At 52.0% G+C, this 15,573-nt stretch carries 16 protein-coding genes; 11 read left to right on the top strand and 5 right to left on the bottom strand.

Annotated features, from left to right (window positions below):
- Positions 1-54 precede the first annotated feature (54 nt).
- Entirely contained in the window at positions 55-429 is a 375-nt protein-coding gene (locus tag INT19_RS06930; protein WP_226924512.1) for an NAD(P)H-dependent oxidoreductase, read from the top strand.
- An 8-nt stretch (positions 430-437) separates the two neighbouring features.
- On the opposite strand, the gene INT19_RS06925 is transcribed toward INT19_RS06930, so the two are convergent.
- Entirely contained in the window at positions 438-1,415 is a 978-nt protein-coding gene (locus INT19_RS06925) for a helix-turn-helix transcriptional regulator (protein WP_193060221.1), read from the bottom strand.
- A gap of 187 nt (positions 1,416-1,602) precedes the next feature.
- On the opposite strand from INT19_RS06925, the gene INT19_RS06920 reads away from it, so the two are divergent.
- The 4 genes from INT19_RS06920 (at position 1,603) to INT19_RS06905 (ending at position 4,976) form a co-directional block, all read left to right on the top strand.
- Positions 1,603-2,238 carry a glutathione S-transferase family protein gene (locus INT19_RS06920; protein WP_193060220.1) on the top strand — a complete coding sequence of 212 codons (636 nt, stop codon included), beginning with the start codon at positions 1,603-1,605 and terminating at the stop codon, positions 2,236-2,238.
- 197 nt (positions 2,239-2,435) lie between these two features.
- Positions 2,436-3,131: a 5,6-dimethylbenzimidazole synthase gene (gene bluB, locus INT19_RS06915; RefSeq protein WP_193060219.1), complete on the top strand. Its 696-nt coding sequence runs from the start codon at positions 2,436-2,438 to the stop codon at positions 3,129-3,131.
- Between the two features lie 30 nt (positions 3,132-3,161).
- The gene (locus INT19_RS06910; protein ID WP_193060218.1) at positions 3,162-3,542 is read left to right on the top strand and encodes a DUF1294 domain-containing protein; all 381 of its coding nucleotides are present in this window, start codon (positions 3,162-3,164) and stop codon (positions 3,540-3,542) included.
- Between the two features lie 81 nt (positions 3,543-3,623).
- A complete protein-coding gene (locus tag INT19_RS06905) occupies positions 3,624-4,976 on the top strand; it encodes a DUF2252 domain-containing protein (RefSeq protein ID WP_193060217.1) in 1,353 nt (450 codons plus the stop codon).
- A 19-nt stretch (positions 4,977-4,995) separates the two neighbouring features.
- Here INT19_RS06905 and INT19_RS06900 read toward each other — a convergent pair whose 3' ends face one another.
- A complete protein-coding gene (locus INT19_RS06900) occupies positions 4,996-6,486 on the bottom strand; it encodes a GGDEF domain-containing protein (protein ID WP_226924510.1) in 1,491 nt (496 codons plus the stop codon).
- Positions 6,487-6,581: 95 nt separating this feature from the next.
- Here INT19_RS06900 and INT19_RS19405 point away from each other — a divergent pair, with 95 nt between their 5' ends.
- On the top strand, positions 6,582-6,797 hold the full coding sequence (locus tag INT19_RS19405) for a hypothetical protein (RefSeq protein WP_226924508.1): 216 nt from the start codon (positions 6,582-6,584) through the stop codon (positions 6,795-6,797).
- A 294-nt stretch (positions 6,798-7,091) separates the two neighbouring features.
- Here the strand turns inward: INT19_RS19405 and INT19_RS06895 are convergent, their stop codons facing one another.
- Entirely contained in the window at positions 7,092-8,141 is a 1,050-nt protein-coding gene (locus INT19_RS06895; protein WP_095604084.1) for an SPFH domain-containing protein, read from the bottom strand.
- Between the two features lie 14 nt (positions 8,142-8,155).
- Positions 8,156-8,650, bottom strand: a complete 495-nt coding sequence (locus tag INT19_RS06890; protein ID WP_193060215.1) for an NfeD family protein — start codon at positions 8,648-8,650, stop codon at positions 8,156-8,158.
- A gap of 178 nt (positions 8,651-8,828) precedes the next feature.
- Between INT19_RS06890 and INT19_RS06885 the strand changes: the two genes are divergently transcribed.
- A complete protein-coding gene (locus INT19_RS06885; RefSeq protein WP_193060214.1) occupies positions 8,829-9,545 on the top strand; it encodes a trimeric intracellular cation channel family protein in 717 nt (238 codons plus the stop codon).
- Between the two features lie 74 nt (positions 9,546-9,619).
- Here INT19_RS06885 and INT19_RS06880 read toward each other — a convergent pair whose 3' ends face one another.
- Positions 9,620-12,583: a hypothetical protein gene (locus INT19_RS06880; RefSeq protein WP_193060213.1), complete on the bottom strand. Its 2,964-nt coding sequence runs from the start codon at positions 12,581-12,583 to the stop codon at positions 9,620-9,622.
- Positions 12,584-12,690: 107 nt separating this feature from the next.
- On the opposite strand from INT19_RS06880, the gene INT19_RS06875 reads away from it, so the two are divergent.
- The 4 genes from INT19_RS06875 to INT19_RS06860 all read left to right on the top strand — a co-directional run bounded on the left by INT19_RS06875 (position 12,691) and on the right by INT19_RS06860 (position 15,549).
- Complete coding sequence (locus tag INT19_RS06875) at positions 12,691-13,398, top strand: DUF3581 family protein (protein ID WP_038477280.1); 708 nt, start codon at positions 12,691-12,693, stop codon at positions 13,396-13,398.
- 127 nt (positions 13,399-13,525) lie between these two features.
- Positions 13,526-14,512 carry a TRAP transporter substrate-binding protein gene (locus INT19_RS06870; RefSeq protein ID WP_038477276.1) on the top strand — a complete coding sequence of 329 codons (987 nt, stop codon included), beginning with the start codon at positions 13,526-13,528 and terminating at the stop codon, positions 14,510-14,512.
- A gap of 1 nt (position 14,513) precedes the next feature.
- Positions 14,514-15,077, top strand: a complete 564-nt coding sequence (locus INT19_RS06865) for a TRAP transporter small permease (protein ID WP_193060212.1) — start codon at positions 14,514-14,516, stop codon at positions 15,075-15,077.
- 28 nt (positions 15,078-15,105) lie between these two features.
- Positions 15,106-15,549, top strand: coding sequence for a TRAP transporter large permease subunit (locus INT19_RS06860; RefSeq protein WP_226924506.1), 444 nt, complete (start codon positions 15,106-15,108; stop codon positions 15,547-15,549).
- Positions 15,550-15,573: the final 24 nt, after the last annotated feature.

The following is a 15,573-nucleotide window of genomic DNA, read 5'->3' as shown; positions in this document are numbered from 1 at the left end:
ACAGGGTATCAGAGGGTGCGACACTCATCCTGACACTGGGGGTATACAAGCCGTATGCGTTACGATCGCGGCTACTATCGTGGCAAGCGAGCAATGCTATCGGTAACCACCGGTTCACCAGAAAAGGCGTTTCAGCCCTTTGGCCGCGCTGGCAATATGGTTCATTGGCTATGGCCAATTCATTCATCGCTGTACTACGTTGGCTTTGAGGTGTTGGCTCCCCAGGTTAGCTATGGCATCCAGGGCGGTGGTATTCGCTATCAAGAGGAGACCGAAATCATTGGCCACTTAGAGGCATGTAAAACGGCTTGGGCTTCCCGGGTTGTAAGTTTGGATGCCGAGTCACCCATTCCCTTTACGGGCTGGAATGACTGGGACGCTGATGGTGTTTTAGACCAAACAGCGCCGCTGCGCTGGCGACTAAATTGATCTCGCTATTAACTAGCGTCGCTAACGGAGTGTCCACAACTTGCCAGTAAATCATTGGCTCGTTCACGCAAGGCATCCTTCAACGCCGTTGGCTGCAGTATGGTGAACCGAAACGGGAGCTGTGCCAGCCAACTGGCAAGCCATTCGAAGCTGTCGGTTTGAGTATTGATGAGCAGACCGCTTTCCACCTGTTCGAGGCGGCTTGCGCACAGAGCCTGGAAACCGAATACCGCATTAGCCGTGGGGAGATCGGTGTGGAGTATTAGTGACACCTCATAGGGTTGGCTCCAGGACGACAAACTGTCACTTAAAAAATCTGCTGCATCGAAATTGGCTGGGCGGATAAAGGTATCGCACTGAAGCTGAACATTGCTGATACGATCCAGACGAAAGGATCGCATCGCCCCCCGAAGATGGCATAAACCAGCGACATACCAGCGTCCCTGTTGAAAAACCAAGCCGTAGGGGTCAATCCTACGCGCTATCGGTCCCTGCTGTGGAGAGTGGTAGATAAGCCCTACGGTTCGCATGCTTTCTGTAGCTTTGGTCAGTGTTTCAAGGGCTCGGTTGTCAAGGCTGGGCGCACCCCGAGGTAGGATTACCCGAGTGGTATCACTGACACCCCGCATGCGGCTCTTAAGGTTGGCGGGCATCACACGCTCAAGTTTCGCCTGAGCACTGGCAATGGCGGGTGCTGCCTCCGTAAGGCCGAGTTGGTGGGCGGCTAGCAACCCCAGGGATATAGCGAGGGTCTCTTCGTCGGTAAACATCATGGGGGGGAGTTTAAACCCAGCTACTAATCGGTAGCCGCCATAACGTCCCTGCTCGGTCATAATCGGCACGCCCATGTCTTCCAGCAGCGTCATGTAACGGCGGATGGTGCGCCGGTCGACGCCGAGGCGTTCCGCTAGTTCGGCACCACCCAGCTGTCCATGAGCCTGCAATAATTCAAGCACAGCAAGCACGCGTGTTGTGGGGTTCGCCATGCGGCCTTCCTCCTGGAACGAGTTTTGAAGCCTTAATTCTGCATTGCAGACAAATTAAATTATTGCGTTTATATAGGACAAGTTCTTACCTATTTACAAATTAACCTGATCTCGCAGTAACTCACGTCATCTGAAGCATTGACGGAAGAAGCATTGACTGAAGAAGTGACTGAAAAAGGAGATCAGCATGTCAGAACTAATTTTTTACACTCACCCTATGTCCCGTGGCCGCGTAGTGCGCTGGATGCTAGAAGAACTGGGTATTTCCTACGTCACAAAGACCATGGAATACGGCGCTGAGATGAAGAGCCAGGAATACCTAGCCATTAACCCCATGGGTAAAATACCGGCGATTAGGCATGGCAACATCGTCGTCACCGAGGTGGCGGCCATCGTTGCCTATCTTGCAGATCAGTTTCCAAGTAAAAAACTAGCGCCGCCGCTGGAATCACCTGAGCGCGGCGCTTACTATCGCTGGCTGTTTTTCATGGCCGGTCCCTTTGAAATGGCCACCAGTGCAGTCGCCTATGGGTGGAACATTGATGACAGTAACGCCCAGGCCGTTGGTTGTGGCCGCATAGACGACAGTATTAATACCCTGGAAAAGGTGCTGGAAACGTCGCCATATATCTGTGGCGATCAATTCACTGCAGCGGATATCGTGCTCAGCAGCTATCTCTGGTGGGGGATAATGCAGAAAAATATTGCGCCAAAAGAGGTATTCAAAGAGTACATAGAACGCACGGAAAGCAGGCCTGCCGCTAAACGCGCGAATGCAATAGATGACGAGCTGGCTACGAAAATGAAACCTGTTTCATTCTAACGATCTGGGTTACCGCCCTGGCCGGTGATGTTGGCGGGCTGGGGCTTTAGCGTATAGGCGACAGTTGATAGCGTGTAATCCAGATCGTTTGACTCACCGCTGCTTGGAATCTAACTCTGTATTGCTCTATTCATGAACGCAGCGAAGTTCTGGGGTAGGCTGCACCTATATTTGTATTATCAAAGGCCTTACACCCAATGAGTACCCCGAGTCACCACTTTTCAGATGCTGAGAAGCGCGGGCTATACCGCGCTATTTATGAACGGCGTGATGTGCGTTCACAGTTCTTACCCGACCCGATTGCCCCCGAGATTCTGGCCAAGCTTTTAAAGGCAGCCCACCACGCTCCCTCGGTAGGCTTTATGCAGCCCTGGGATTTCATTGTGATCGAAAGCCGCGAGGTGAGGGCGGCGATAGTGGCGATGTTCGAGCGAGAAAACCAAAAAGCCGCTGAGCGGTTTGAGGGAGAACGCAAGGAGCGTTACCAGGGCTTGAAACTACAAGGCATTTTAGAAAGTCCGATTAACCTCTGCATTACTTGTGACCGCAGCCGGGGAGGCCCCCATGTGCTAGGGCGCAATAGCATTGTGGATACCGATCTATTCAGCACGTGTTTAGCCGTGCAAAACCTCTGGCTGGCAGCGCGGGCAGAGGGCATTGGCGTTGGCTGGGTGAGTATTCTCGATCAAGATCAACTGAGTACGGCGTTGAAGTTGCCTGAACATGTTTATCCATTGGCTTATCTTTGCCTTGGCTATGTCAGCGAGTTTTTAGATCAGCCCGAGCTGGAAGCAAAAGGGTGGCGCTCTCGGCTTTCATTAAATGAATTGGTGCACTGTGATGGCTGGGGCGGTTCGTTGACAGAAAGCCCACTTCTAACTGCTTTAGAATAATCGCGGCTCAAGGAAAGGAGCAACACACTCATGTTGAATCGAAAGGCTAGCGCACCTCGGCACGTGAAAGGCACTGTGGGGCGGTCACTGGTCATAACGCTGACATTTTTTGCGCTACTGGCCGCCGCGGTCGTCAGCGGAAAGCTACCTATGTGGTTGCTGTTCATCTACCTAGCGGTCAGTGTGGTGATGTGTCTTACTTATGCGGTAGATAAATCCGCTGCACAAAAAAACGCGCAGCGGATTTCCGAAAATACCTTGCATGTGTTGTCACTATTGGGCGGCTGGCCAGGGGCAATGGTTGCACAGCAATGGCTTCGCCACAAAACACAAAAGCGCGCTTTCAGGCGTGTATTCTGGATGACGGTGCTGATCAACCTGGCGGCGCTAGTTAGCTGGGCATGGGCATAATTTGTGAATGACTTATTCTGTTAACGTTTATCTCCTACGCTAATAGCAGACTGCTTTTTACGCACCGATAAAGGCAACGCGATGAGCCATGCACTAACCGGGCATAACCGCCCACAACAAGTGATTGAGGCGATTCAGCAGGTGAATGCGCCGCTCAATGCAGCGCACCGCCAAGCAAAGTACGCCAAAATGGCTGTGTCTCCCTACCGATTCTTTCGTGGAACTAATCACTTGTATTGGCAAGACGTTTGGCACGACTGGCGCTTTGCGCTATTCGGTGGATGGCCTAATACCCAAACGTGGCTTCAAGGCGATGCGCACGTTTATAACTTCGGCGCTTATGGTCACCATGATGACCAAGTGCGCTACGGTATGGATGACTTCGATGACGCGTTGATAGGTGACTATCAATACGATGTATGGCGGCTGGCGATCAGCGTGGTACTGGATAGTCGTGAAAACGCCGCGTTAAGTTCTAAAGCGACGGATAAAGCGCTGAAAAAGCTGTTAGAGGGGTATATCCATACGCTAGCTGTTTATAGCCAAGAAACTAATGAAAAAGATACGCTGGCTAAAGAGCAGCCCATTGAGGCGGTGACTCTGGATAGCGCCAAGGGACCACTGAAGGCTTTCATGGGCAACGTCGCTGATAAGCAGAGTCGGGCGCGTATGCTGGAAAAATGGACAACCCTCGATAGTCAGAAAGGGCGCATGTTCGCTGAGCGCTCTGGGAAACTTGCGAACTTACCAGCAGATGTCGCTAGCCAGCTACGCCGTTTGATTGAGCAAGAGTATCAACAGACGCTACAGCACCCGATCAAAGAGAGTGACCCAAAACACTTTCGTGTCAAAGACACCGTTCGCCGCCTTGATGCGGGAACGGGGTCGTTAGGTGTAGAGCGTTATTATGTTTTGATTGAGGGTGGCGCGGATCATGAACACGACGACGTTATATTAGATGTTAAAGAACAAGTAACACCGGAAGCTTATGGATTAATGAATAAAGCCCAGCAACAGGCGTGGCGAAAGCTATTTCCTAATGAAGGCATTCGCCATGCAGCGGCATTTCATGCCATTGCCGAGCACCCCGATGCCTACTTGGGTTGGCTGACCATGAATGGCAAAGTGTTTTCGGTTCGGGAGCGCTCTCCGTTTAAAAAAGATGTGCCTACTCACAAGCTTTCAGGGGGGAAGTCTTACCGGAAATTAGCGCGCCAATGGGGTGAAATTCTCGCACGTGAACATTTGCGCGGTGCCCAGGCGCTTCACCGTGGTCAGTCAGCACCATTTGCTAACGCGGTATGCCAACGTTTAGAAGGTCGCGAAGCGCAGTTTATTGAGGTAGTGACGACCCTGGCAATTGCCTATGCCGACTGTGTATCCCAGGACTATAAGGTGTTTGTGGAGCACTTTTTGAAGACAGATTCTGCTTAACAATCCACGCCATTAACGTTCATAGTGTTTGCTGTTTACTGAATAAAAAGCCTTTATCTTCAAGAGAGTCTTCCCAAACAACACAGCGGTTTCGCCCGTTGTGTTTTGCTTGATAAAGTGCCTCGTCGGCAAGTCGTAGCAATTTCTTGGGGTCTTGGGTGTGATCAGGGTAAGTGGCGATACCGCAGGAAAGCGTGATCTGTCGGAGCGGCATATCCTGATGAGCAAATGCCGTTTGCGAGATGGATATTAGCAGTGCTTTTGCTCTGGATTCGGCAACAGTTCGCGATGTGGCAGGCAGCAAGGCAACAAATTCCTCCCCACCAAAACGACAGATGACGTAGAGATCACGTAGATGTTGTCGCAGCAACTGTGCAATATCCACCAGAACGGCGTCTCCTGCATCATGACCAAAATCATCATTGATCTGTTTGAAATAGTCCACATCCAGCATAAGTACAGAGAGTTGGCTGGTAGGCTGTCGTACTCGCTGGCACTGGTGCTCAAATGCTGAGTCGAAGTGACGACGATTATGCAGACCCGTTAATGGATCTTTGCGGGATAGGCTATCTAACTCCTGAACGAGTCGGTCAAGATCAGCGGTACGTGACGCTACTTGTTGCTCAAGAGTTTCATTTGCAAGGGCAAGTTGTTGTTGAGTATGGCGATAGTGCCACAGAAAAATAGCAGCGTTGGCGACAGAGAAAGCTAATGTTCCATAGCTTAAAGGAACGCTGCGCCAGGCTACAAAACCATGGGCAACGGCCATGTCGGCTAACAGCAGTGGGGCGAAGAAAGTAAAACTCACCACTAGTAGCCGCTGTTCCACATTCAGCCATTGAAAGCGCATGAGTGCTAGCACCAATATTACAGGGAGCGAGATGGCTAGCATGACGTCAAAGATGGGAAAAGTAAGCGAAAGACTGATCACGCCCAACAGAACTAAACCCATGGCGAAAACGAGGTATAGCAGATGGGTAACCCATAGCCGTGTGATCCAGCGTTTGGCCGTGCCTTCCAGCCAGTCGCTGAGCAATAAGCCCAATGCCACTGGCAATGTATAGTAGCTGCCTGCTCGCAACATGTCCCAACCCAGAGCACCACCTGAAATTAGCTGGCGAGCAGGGGTTTCAGCAAGCAACATTAACCCTGAAGCATAGGCAAACAGCGCAATGGCACCAAAGCCTTGGCGTTGCGGCCCTATCAACGCGAAAATAGTTGCCAGAATTGCTAGCACCAACACCAGTGCACTCACGCCAAGATCCTGAGCGGAGTCGAGAATAACCTGATTTAGTACATCACTACGTTCCATCACTTGCACCTGGCCCCATAGGCCAATGCTGGTGTAGTCAGAGTAGAAACGAAAAGTGAGTTGTTGCCCGGCAGCATCGTCGGGTAAGTCGATCATATGCCAAGGCCAACCTGCAAAACTCCCCTTACCCTGAGCGTCAAACTCACCGTATTGATAAATAAGTTTGTCACCTAGATAAACCTGTCCGATAAGATTCATGCTAGTGATAAAGAGAACTGGATCGTTCCAGTTTCCGACGGGGAGCGTCGTGCGTAACCAGAGATGTTCGTGCCCCTCGCGGCCAGGCGGGTTAAATGGAGAATCAATCGCCTGCCACTCGCTTGCGTTGCTGTGCAGCCATAGAAGGCGGTTATTTGAATCCTGCGAAGAATCGCCCCAGCGATATTCCCAACTTTGCAGTGGTTGTGGCGGGGAAGCAGCGAAAAGCCCGCTTGGAAGCATCACAAGCGTGGTCAGTATTAGGAGCAGCTGAGTGTAATGACGTATGGCAAGCCAACGAGGCAGCATGATGAACGTCTAATCCTCTGATTATGATCCTTCTTCTTGTAAGTGCTTCAATCAAAGCTTACGAGTTGATTGAGGCGCACATGAGGCAAACAGCAAAGATTCTTCCCAGTTTAACTAAAAATATGCCTAAGGCGATGGTTGTTTCGTCAACGTTAATAAATGTTTCTAGGGAGTGGCGAAGTGAGCTGGGCCTCTGCTGGCCCAGCCTGGGCAGGTTTTGCGTCGCTGATAGAAATAGCTGATAGAAGTAATTGGTAGAAATAGTAACTAGCGCAGTATTATTAAAAGCATACTTTTTAATTGGATGCGGCGCCGCCGACGATCCCGCTGCGGAAGCCGCTCTCGCTGCTGTTGCGATTTTTGAGATGGTTGGTGACAGTATCTTCAGGTGATCCTGCCATTTCGCGGAACATACCCATTGAGCCCAGTAGAGCAGAGGACTCGTAAGGCACGAATACCCGCTCACCATCTTTCGCCATGTTGGGCAGCCCTTTGATATAGCTTTGGCCAAGTAGATAGCCAACTACGGTGCGCTTGTTCTCTTCGCTATCGCCGATGGCACTAAGCACGAGTTTGATGGATTCCTGCTCACCTTGAGCGCGCAAAATCGCCGACTCTTTATCCCCCTGGGCGTTAAGAATGGCCGACTCACGCTGTCCTTGAGCCATTGCAATGGCTGCAGACTTTTCACCTTCTGCTTCTGTCACTGTGGCGCGGCGTTTACGTTCAGCAGCCATCTGCAGGCGCATCGCAGACTCTACCTCTTCTGGCATGGCGATATCCTGCACCTCTACCCGAGAGATTTTGACACCCCATTTGGAAGCGGGCTCTTCCATCGCTGCCTGGATTTCATTGTTAACTTCGGCACGAGACTCAAACAGTTTATCTAGCTCCATCTTACCGACCACTGAGCGAAGCGTGGTTTTAGCCAAAACCTCGACTGCTTGGCTCATATTCTCTACTTCATAGACAGCTCGTTTAGGGTCGATAATTTGATAGTAAAGCGCGCCGTTGATCCTCACGGTGACGTTATCCGTGGTGACGACTGGCTGGCCCGGGAAGTCCATGACCGTTTCACGGCGGTCAATGCGGATTTCATCGCTGGTAATGGCTGTGTAGTCTTCGCCCATTTTGCGATAGCGCAGCATTGTGATCGCGCGTGGCTGCTCAATAAACGGAATAATGATGTTGATGCCGCTTTCAAGTACGCGATGAAACGAACCTAATCGCTCAATCACCATCACTTCTGACTGGCGAACAATGACCAATCCTTTCGAGATGATGAGCACGCCAATAACGACAATAATCAGGCTGATAAGCAGGCCTGGGCTAATTGATAAATCCATGAGGTTATTCATGCTTATGGCTCCTTGCGTGGGGAAATTGCATCCTGGGGGCTAGCGTTATCTGGAGGTGTCAGCGTCACTAAGGCCGTCGTACCTTCAAAGCGCTTAAAGATGACTCGGGTGCCTGGCGGCAAGTTGGTATCACCGCTCTCAATGACACGCAAACGGTAGAAATCACCGTTCACTTTAATGCCAGTGGCGTTGTCAAAGTCGCGAACCAGTGTTTTGTAATGATTACCTTTTTCAACGCCCGTGCCGGTCGTGCCGTAGGCCACACCTTTTGGCGAAAAGCGCGGACGAATAACCATAACGCCTAAAGGCACTAAGACACCCGCGAAAATCCCCATACTAAGTAACTGCCACGGCAGCGATAACCCTAGTGCAGTTACCGCAGCGGTCAGCGCCGCAGCAATTCCCAGCGCAAGCAGTAACATTGCGCCAGACGTCAATTCTGCGAGACTTAGCAGCAGAGCAATCACCAGCCAAGTATAAGCAGGGTTCCAGTCCATGTGTGCTCCTTGCTGTTTATGGATGAAGCTGTCCACTAGCCTAACCTACTCAGCGTATATTGGCCTGCGTACTGCATGACAGCCACTGATTAGTGATCTCATCTTCTTCGCTATGACCCGAGTACTCATAGGAGTGCTATCCTGCTCGCCTTATTAGCATGTCTCCAAGGAGAGTCGCGTGTCGGGTGTGATTTATTGGTTGGATATGGCGGGTGTCATCGTATTCGCCTTGTCAGGTGTGATTTTAGCCTGTCGTTCGCGAATGGACCCCTTCGGCATGCTGGTGCTGGCGGCGGTGACCGGCATTGGCGGCGGCACACTCAGAGATTTGGTGCTGGGCGTCCGTCCGGTCTTCTGGGTGACTGATCCGACCTATTTGTGGGTGATATTAGCCACAGTGGGTGTGTCTTTGGTGGGGTTTCACTATATTCATCGCCTCTCTCGGGGCTTTTTGCCCGTTGCGGATGCGTTTGGGCTGGCGCTATTTACTGTCATAGGCACCCATAAAGCACTGTTGCTGGGCACATCAGGCGTTGTGGCGGTGTTAATGGGCATGATGACAGGGGTAGCGGGTGGTATGATTCGTGATGTGCTAGCCCAGCGGGTGCCCATGGTGCTCCGTGAAGAGATCTACGCAACGGCAGCCCTGGCGGGTGGCATTGTGTATGTGGCGTTCGATGCGTTAGAGGCGCCGCTAACCTTTGCGATTGCAGCTGCATTAACGGTGACACTTGGGTTGCGCCTAGCGGCGATTCACTGGCATCTGGCGCTACCGGTATTTGCCTGGGTTACGCTACCACCGAAAACGCAAGATGAGGCTTCGGCACCGCTATCAACCCCTCAGAAAGCTAAAGAGCGGGTACGGATGATCCGGCGAGAGCGTAAAAAACGTTAGCCGGGTGGCCTTCCTTTGGTGATGCCGCGAAAGGAAGGCGTGTTTGCCTCTGCTTCCTTCTTTTTCTTTGTCTTTCAAAACGCATTTGCTTCTCGCCAGCGATCAAACCAGCGTCTTGGTTGCAGTACCTTTAACGTGGGTTCGCTGTCGATCAGCTCTACACCTATCCCTAGAGCGCCAAGGTGTGCATAGAGCGCACCATTGGCGCTTTTTTCAGCTAAGGTGACATCGGAAAGCAGTAAAAGGGGGCCGCCGCTAAGCGTGAGATCATGTAGGCGTATGCGTTCGCCGTTGATCTGAAGCTGCGCGCTACCGTTAATGTCATGCACGTTTAATAACCGCCCCAGCCAATCACTTTGTCTGGCGCGGGCGAGAAAGAGCCGGGCCAGTAGCCCGGTGTCGCGCATGCCAAGACGCAGTTGGCTGGTTAGACGAATAGGGTCGTCCCACTCAAGCTGTGCTTCTTCCATCGTGAGTTGTACCCACCAGCCAGCATCTTGTGCACCTTCCGAGCTTTGCCGAAAGACGTTTTCCAGGCGCAGAAATGAGTCATTGGCATTGAAGCGCCGTGTTTCTAAATCACCTTCGGTGAGTTGCAGATTTAATTCAACATCGCCCTTAAGCTGTTGATCAAGTAGCGCTAGCTCGGCACCAAACGCACGCAGTGTCATGTCGCCCTGGGCGGTAAGCCCATCCAGCAGCCATTCGCTGGTTAGGCTAGCTTGGCCGCCCAATAAGGTAACCCCGGCATTTTCAGGTAGGTAACGGTTATAGCGAGTGAAGTCGGGCACCTCCGTAATAGGCAGTGCGATGCGAGTAGTGAAGAAATCGGGCTCTGGCGAATCCAGCACGTCACTGAAACGTTCAGTTTCGGTTGTGAGGGCAAAGTGGCGGCCTTCCAAATGGGGGCGGTCATCGTCCTGGCGCATAAGCGCAAAGTGTGGAATGCCTAGTGAAAGCTGGGCCTGCTCAGACGTGTCGAGCTGGGCAGTCAATTCGCCACGCCCAGTGGCGACGTAATCTAAAAATGCCACCTCAAGCTGATTGGCATTCACTCGTAGGCGGGTGGGGGCAAGTAAATGGTCATTACGAAAAGCCCCTTGAGCGAACAGTTGGCCGTTACCCGCAATTGCCAAGCCATGGGCGTCGGGTAAAAAGGTATTTAAGAATCCCAGCTGCTGAATGCTACCTTCGAGTGAAAACTCACCACTGAGCGGTTTATCTTCATCACCGTTACTGTCGCTGCGCTGAAAACGGCCGTCATTGAGCACTAAAATACTCTCTAAACGCTCATTGGTAGACTGCGTATCCGCCACTTGCCAGCGCAGACGTGATCCGCTGATATCAAGCCTTGTGCCATCAAGAGCCGCTCGGCGAATGGCTAACCTAAGCTGTGCGTCGCTTTCCAGTACGCCGTTCTGTTCAGTGTGTTGCCAGCGGGTGGCTAGTTGCTCTCCTGTTAAAAAGATCTCACCGCGCATTTGATCGGCGGTGAAGTCGAGCTGTCCACGGCTAGTCGCTTGGCCGCTAAGCAATTGTAATGGGGCCGGGTCGGGCAGGGCGGCTTTAAGATAAGTTTGTAACACGCTAATGTCAGGTAAGCGCGCGGACTGCCAGGTTAGGCGGGCAGTGGCGTTTTCTCGCGCTAGCGCTGGGTTCAGTGGGCTAAGCGCATTCAACGTAATGGCCGCGTCCGCCATCAACGTTCGCTGATGGTGGCTAAGGGTGGCGTCAGTGAAGGTGAGTGTCGCGTCTATCGTCTCTTCGCTGGACAGTTGTGCGGCCAACGAGCCACTTCCTTGAGCCGTGAAATCAAGTAAATTAGCCGCAAGTGTTGGTGCTTGAATCGCTAAGAAGGCGTCATGAGGCTTGGCGTCACGTAGCGTCACGCTGGCTTCAATTTGGCCGTTACCTTCAAGCCGAACCCCTTGGCCGTCAAAGGTGTGTGCCAGATAGCGATCAAGCATGTCCAGGCGAGTGACGTCGCCTTGTAGTTCCAACAAGGCGCCAGTGGGCAGATCTAGCTGGTCTAAGCGTTGATTGGGCGTACTGGTCGCTAGGTGAAGTTGCGTATTAGTGGCATAAGGGTGGGTATCCGCCAAGACGACATTGATGAGTTGCGTTGAAAAGTTGAGCATGTTGTCTTCTACCTCCAAGCGCACGGCGCCTTCACCAACGGCGGTGTGGAGCGGAAGCGGTGTTTCTGCAACCAACCAACGCAGGTCGTCTGCTTCGTGAGGTTGCAGGCGTTGTTCGTTCACCGCTAAGCGTAATTCGGGGGCATTTAAGGTTAGCTCGCTGCCATGCTGTAGCTTGCCATCGCTTAGGTTAAGTTCACCCGCTAAGTTGCCGTGACCATCAAGTGTCAGCCAGGGCAGCGCTTCTAGATAGGGCATAAATACGTCCCAAGCATCTGCCTGCGCCGCGATGGTCAGTTGTGCAGACAGGGCGCTGAGCAGTTCAGCGGTGAGCTCTTCGCGGGGAATTTGCGCGGTAGTAACACTGTCTAGAGAGGCATCTGCGCGTAACTGGATATTTTGTACTAACGAGGCTTGGTCGCTAAGGCGTATTAGGCGACCTTGGCTGATATCCAACGACACACTTGGAACGACTAACGCAGCGCGACTTAGCTGGGTATCCGCCACCTGCAGCTGGCCTTGTGCCTCGAGAGCAATATCGCCAACGGTCAAGCGGCGAAGCCCGTTGGCATCGAGTGTCTGTATGTGTAGTTCGCCGCGCAGAAGTGCTAGTAACGAGAGCGAAAGCGTTGCACGTTGGGCTTCAACGGATATCGGCAAGTTGTCGTCTTCCCGTGCTAAGTAGAGGTTCTCTACCTCCCAGCGCCCTGGGTGAAGGCTGTTTGCATTCGTCCAGCGTACTTCGACCCCCTCAATTTGAGACAGCCGTTTGGGTAGCCATTGGCTATTCAGCAGCCAAGAGCTGCCAAATACCCATACCAATGCTGCTATCAAAGCGCTTAATAGCGTGAGTAGTAGGATGCGGGGTAGACGTTTTGACCTAAAGTACTTGTTCGGCATACGGGCTTCCTTGCAGATGACTCCTGTCGGCGCGTGTTTTATGGCATTATGCGCGTCGTGGGGCCGTAATGGGTTTTCGATTTCAACGCTAGGCAGGCAGCAAAGCCATGTTCAAGGATTTTTACGCGCAACGCGGAGAGTATGTTGTGATCTCTGCTGAGCAGGCCAGCCGTTTCGCTAAGGGCGTGGCCGGCGATTACAACCCGATTCACAATCCAGATGCGCGCCGTTTTTGCGTACCTGGAGACCTGCTATTTACGCTGGTGCTGGTGAAGTTTGGGTTGTCGCGACAAATGGAATTTCGCTTCACCAATATGGTGGGAGCTGATACACCACTCAAGTTTAGTGAAGAAGCGAATGGTGATCTACTTGTCTGCGATGAAGGAGGCAAATGCTACCTGCAGGTGACTCGTGGGGGGGAGATTACTCACGATGAAGCGGCTATTGAGGCGTTTGCCCGCTGCTATGTGGCGTTCTCAGGGAAGAACTTTCCTCACTATTTAAAGCCTTTGATGGAGCAGCACGGGGTAATGTTTAACCCCAAGCGCCCCTTGGTTATTTACGACAGCATGGGGTTTTCCTTAGAGCGCTTAGACGGTTTCTCGCCAAACTTAGCCCTAACGAGTTCATCGTTAGAGGTTCAGGGCAAGCGTGCTGATGCTTTACTTGAGTTCTCGATTGAGTCTGCAGGAGAAGCGGTTGGAGTAGGCTCGAAGAAATTAGTGGTCAGCGGCTTATGTGAGTATGACGCGACTGAAATGGCAGCGATTGTTGATGAGTTCTACCGCTTAAAAGCGGCTTACGAAGCGGCGTAAGTAGCTCCGTTGCGTTAGCGTAATGGCGGGTGCCATTAACGCTAACGCTAAGGTATTCTCAAAGCCTATCAATTAAAAAAACACGCGAAGCGTTCTAGGCGCTTCCGCTGGATACAAGAGGCTTTGCATGAATCGCATCAAAACGCTTACGCTTGCCTGCGCAACAGCCACGCTCGCCGTTTCAGCCATGAGTGCTCAAGCGCGGGATTTTCGTCTCGGCCTTATCACGCCTGCACAGCATCTATGGTCTACCGAGGCGGAAGCCTTTGCCCAAACACTTAACGAGCGCTCTGATGGCGAGCATAGCGTTAGTGTTTTTCCAGCTCAGCAGCTTGGCAATGAAGCGCAAATGGTTCAGCAGCTGCAAACCGGCGCGTTAGATATGGCTTTCTTGACGATTGCCGAAATTTCCAACCGTATTCCCGATTTTGGCGCACTATACGCACCTTACTTGGTTGATGACGTTAATCACGCGGCACGGCTGTTGCGTTCTGACGCGGCTGGGGAACTACTCGAATTAATGCCACAAGAAGTCGGCTTAATTGGCGTTGGCTACGGCATGGTAGGCATGCGCCAAGTGCTCAGTCGTGACCCTATTGAAAGCGCCGACGATCTGCAGGGGCAGCGTTTACGTATTACCCCTTTCGAGCCGATTCGTGATTTCTATACGGCTACTGGTGCTGCCCCTGCACCCATGCCGCTATTAGAAGTATATGACGCGCTGGCTAACGGTCAGGTCGATGCCATTGATATGGATTTCGACTCTATTTTGATTTTGAAATTCTACGAGCAGGCAGAAAACCTGCTGATTTCTAACCATATGATGTTCCCTATGGTGGGCGTCGTGTCTGGGAGAGTATGGCGCGATCTTTCTGAAGAAGATCGTGAGCTGATTGATACTGCGATGGCTGAGCATCTAGAGAACGTGCTGGTGGGTTTTGAAGAGAAGGATGCCGCTCAGGAAGAGGAAATTCGCGCCTTGGATATCAACATCGTTGAAGCGGATGCTGAGTTTTTCTCTGACGCCATTGCACAGTGGGAAAACATCTGGGCGCCTAAGGCACCTATGTTAGAAACGTTACGCGCCGAAGCTGACCGGTTACGTGACGAGTAATATGCTGCAACGTTTTTCATCAGGGCTTGCACGCTGTGAAGAGATTGCCGCCGCTGCTTTAGCAGCGGCGGTTACCTGTCTGATTCTCACCAATATTGCGTTTCGCGCGCTAGGTAGTCCGCTTTACTGGATTAGCGAGCTGGCAATTTATGCCATGATCTGGATGACCTTTTTGATAGCCGCCACGGTGTTTAAACGCCGCCAGGGGATAGCGGTCACGTTGCTGAGTGATCTGCTACCGCAAACCGGCCGGAAACTGATAGGTATCTGGGTAGATACCATGGTGCTGTTATTTGCTCTGCTGTTAGCGTGGCTCTGTTGGCGTTGGTATCAGCCCCTTGCACTGGTGCAAGCGGGGTTTGATACCCGTGCTTTTCAAGGGCAAACATTCAATTTTATTTACGCTGAAAACACCTCCACTCTTGGCGTTAAAAAATTCTGGGCGTGGTTAATTGTGCCGTGGTTTGCATTTTCCCTTAGCCTGCATGGCTGGACAAATCTTATCCAGTCACTCAAACAGTGGCGAACCCCGACCCAAGCACCCACTGCCAAAACGCTACGCTAATCCTGCTTACCCTATTGACGGTCCGTTTATGACGATTGCTGTTTTCTTGCTGCTGTTGCTCGGCGCTGTGCCCATTGCGCTAGTACTGGCATTGACTGCCATGTGGTATATCCAGATGTCAGGTAATACGGTGTTATTTGATTCGTATCCACAACAGCTGTTTAGCGCCATTGAAAGCTATGGGTTGCTGGCGATTCCGTTATTTATGTTGGCGGGCGAATTAATGAATGAAGGCGGTTTAACCCGCCGTTTAATCGCTTTAGCGCGTATTTTAGTGGGAGGGTTTCGCGGTGGTCTCGCCTATATCAATTTAGTCGCCAATATGATGATGGCGGCGATTATTGGTTCGGCAGCCTCGCAAATTGCCATTATGTCCCGTGCGATGGTGCCAGCAATGGAGCAGGAAGGTTACGACAAATCCTACAGTGCGGCGATTACCGCCGCGGGTGGGCTACCCCCAGTGTCAGGATGAGTGTCGCACCCTCTGATACCCTGT

Origin of the sequence: Halomonas sp. 3A7M (assembly GCF_014897875.1) — a bacterium.
In the GTDB taxonomy this organism is placed as follows: domain Bacteria; phylum Pseudomonadota; class Gammaproteobacteria; order Pseudomonadales; family Halomonadaceae; genus Vreelandella.
Note: the sequence above shows the minus strand (reverse complement) of the source record. Positions and strands in the feature narration are given on the sequence as shown.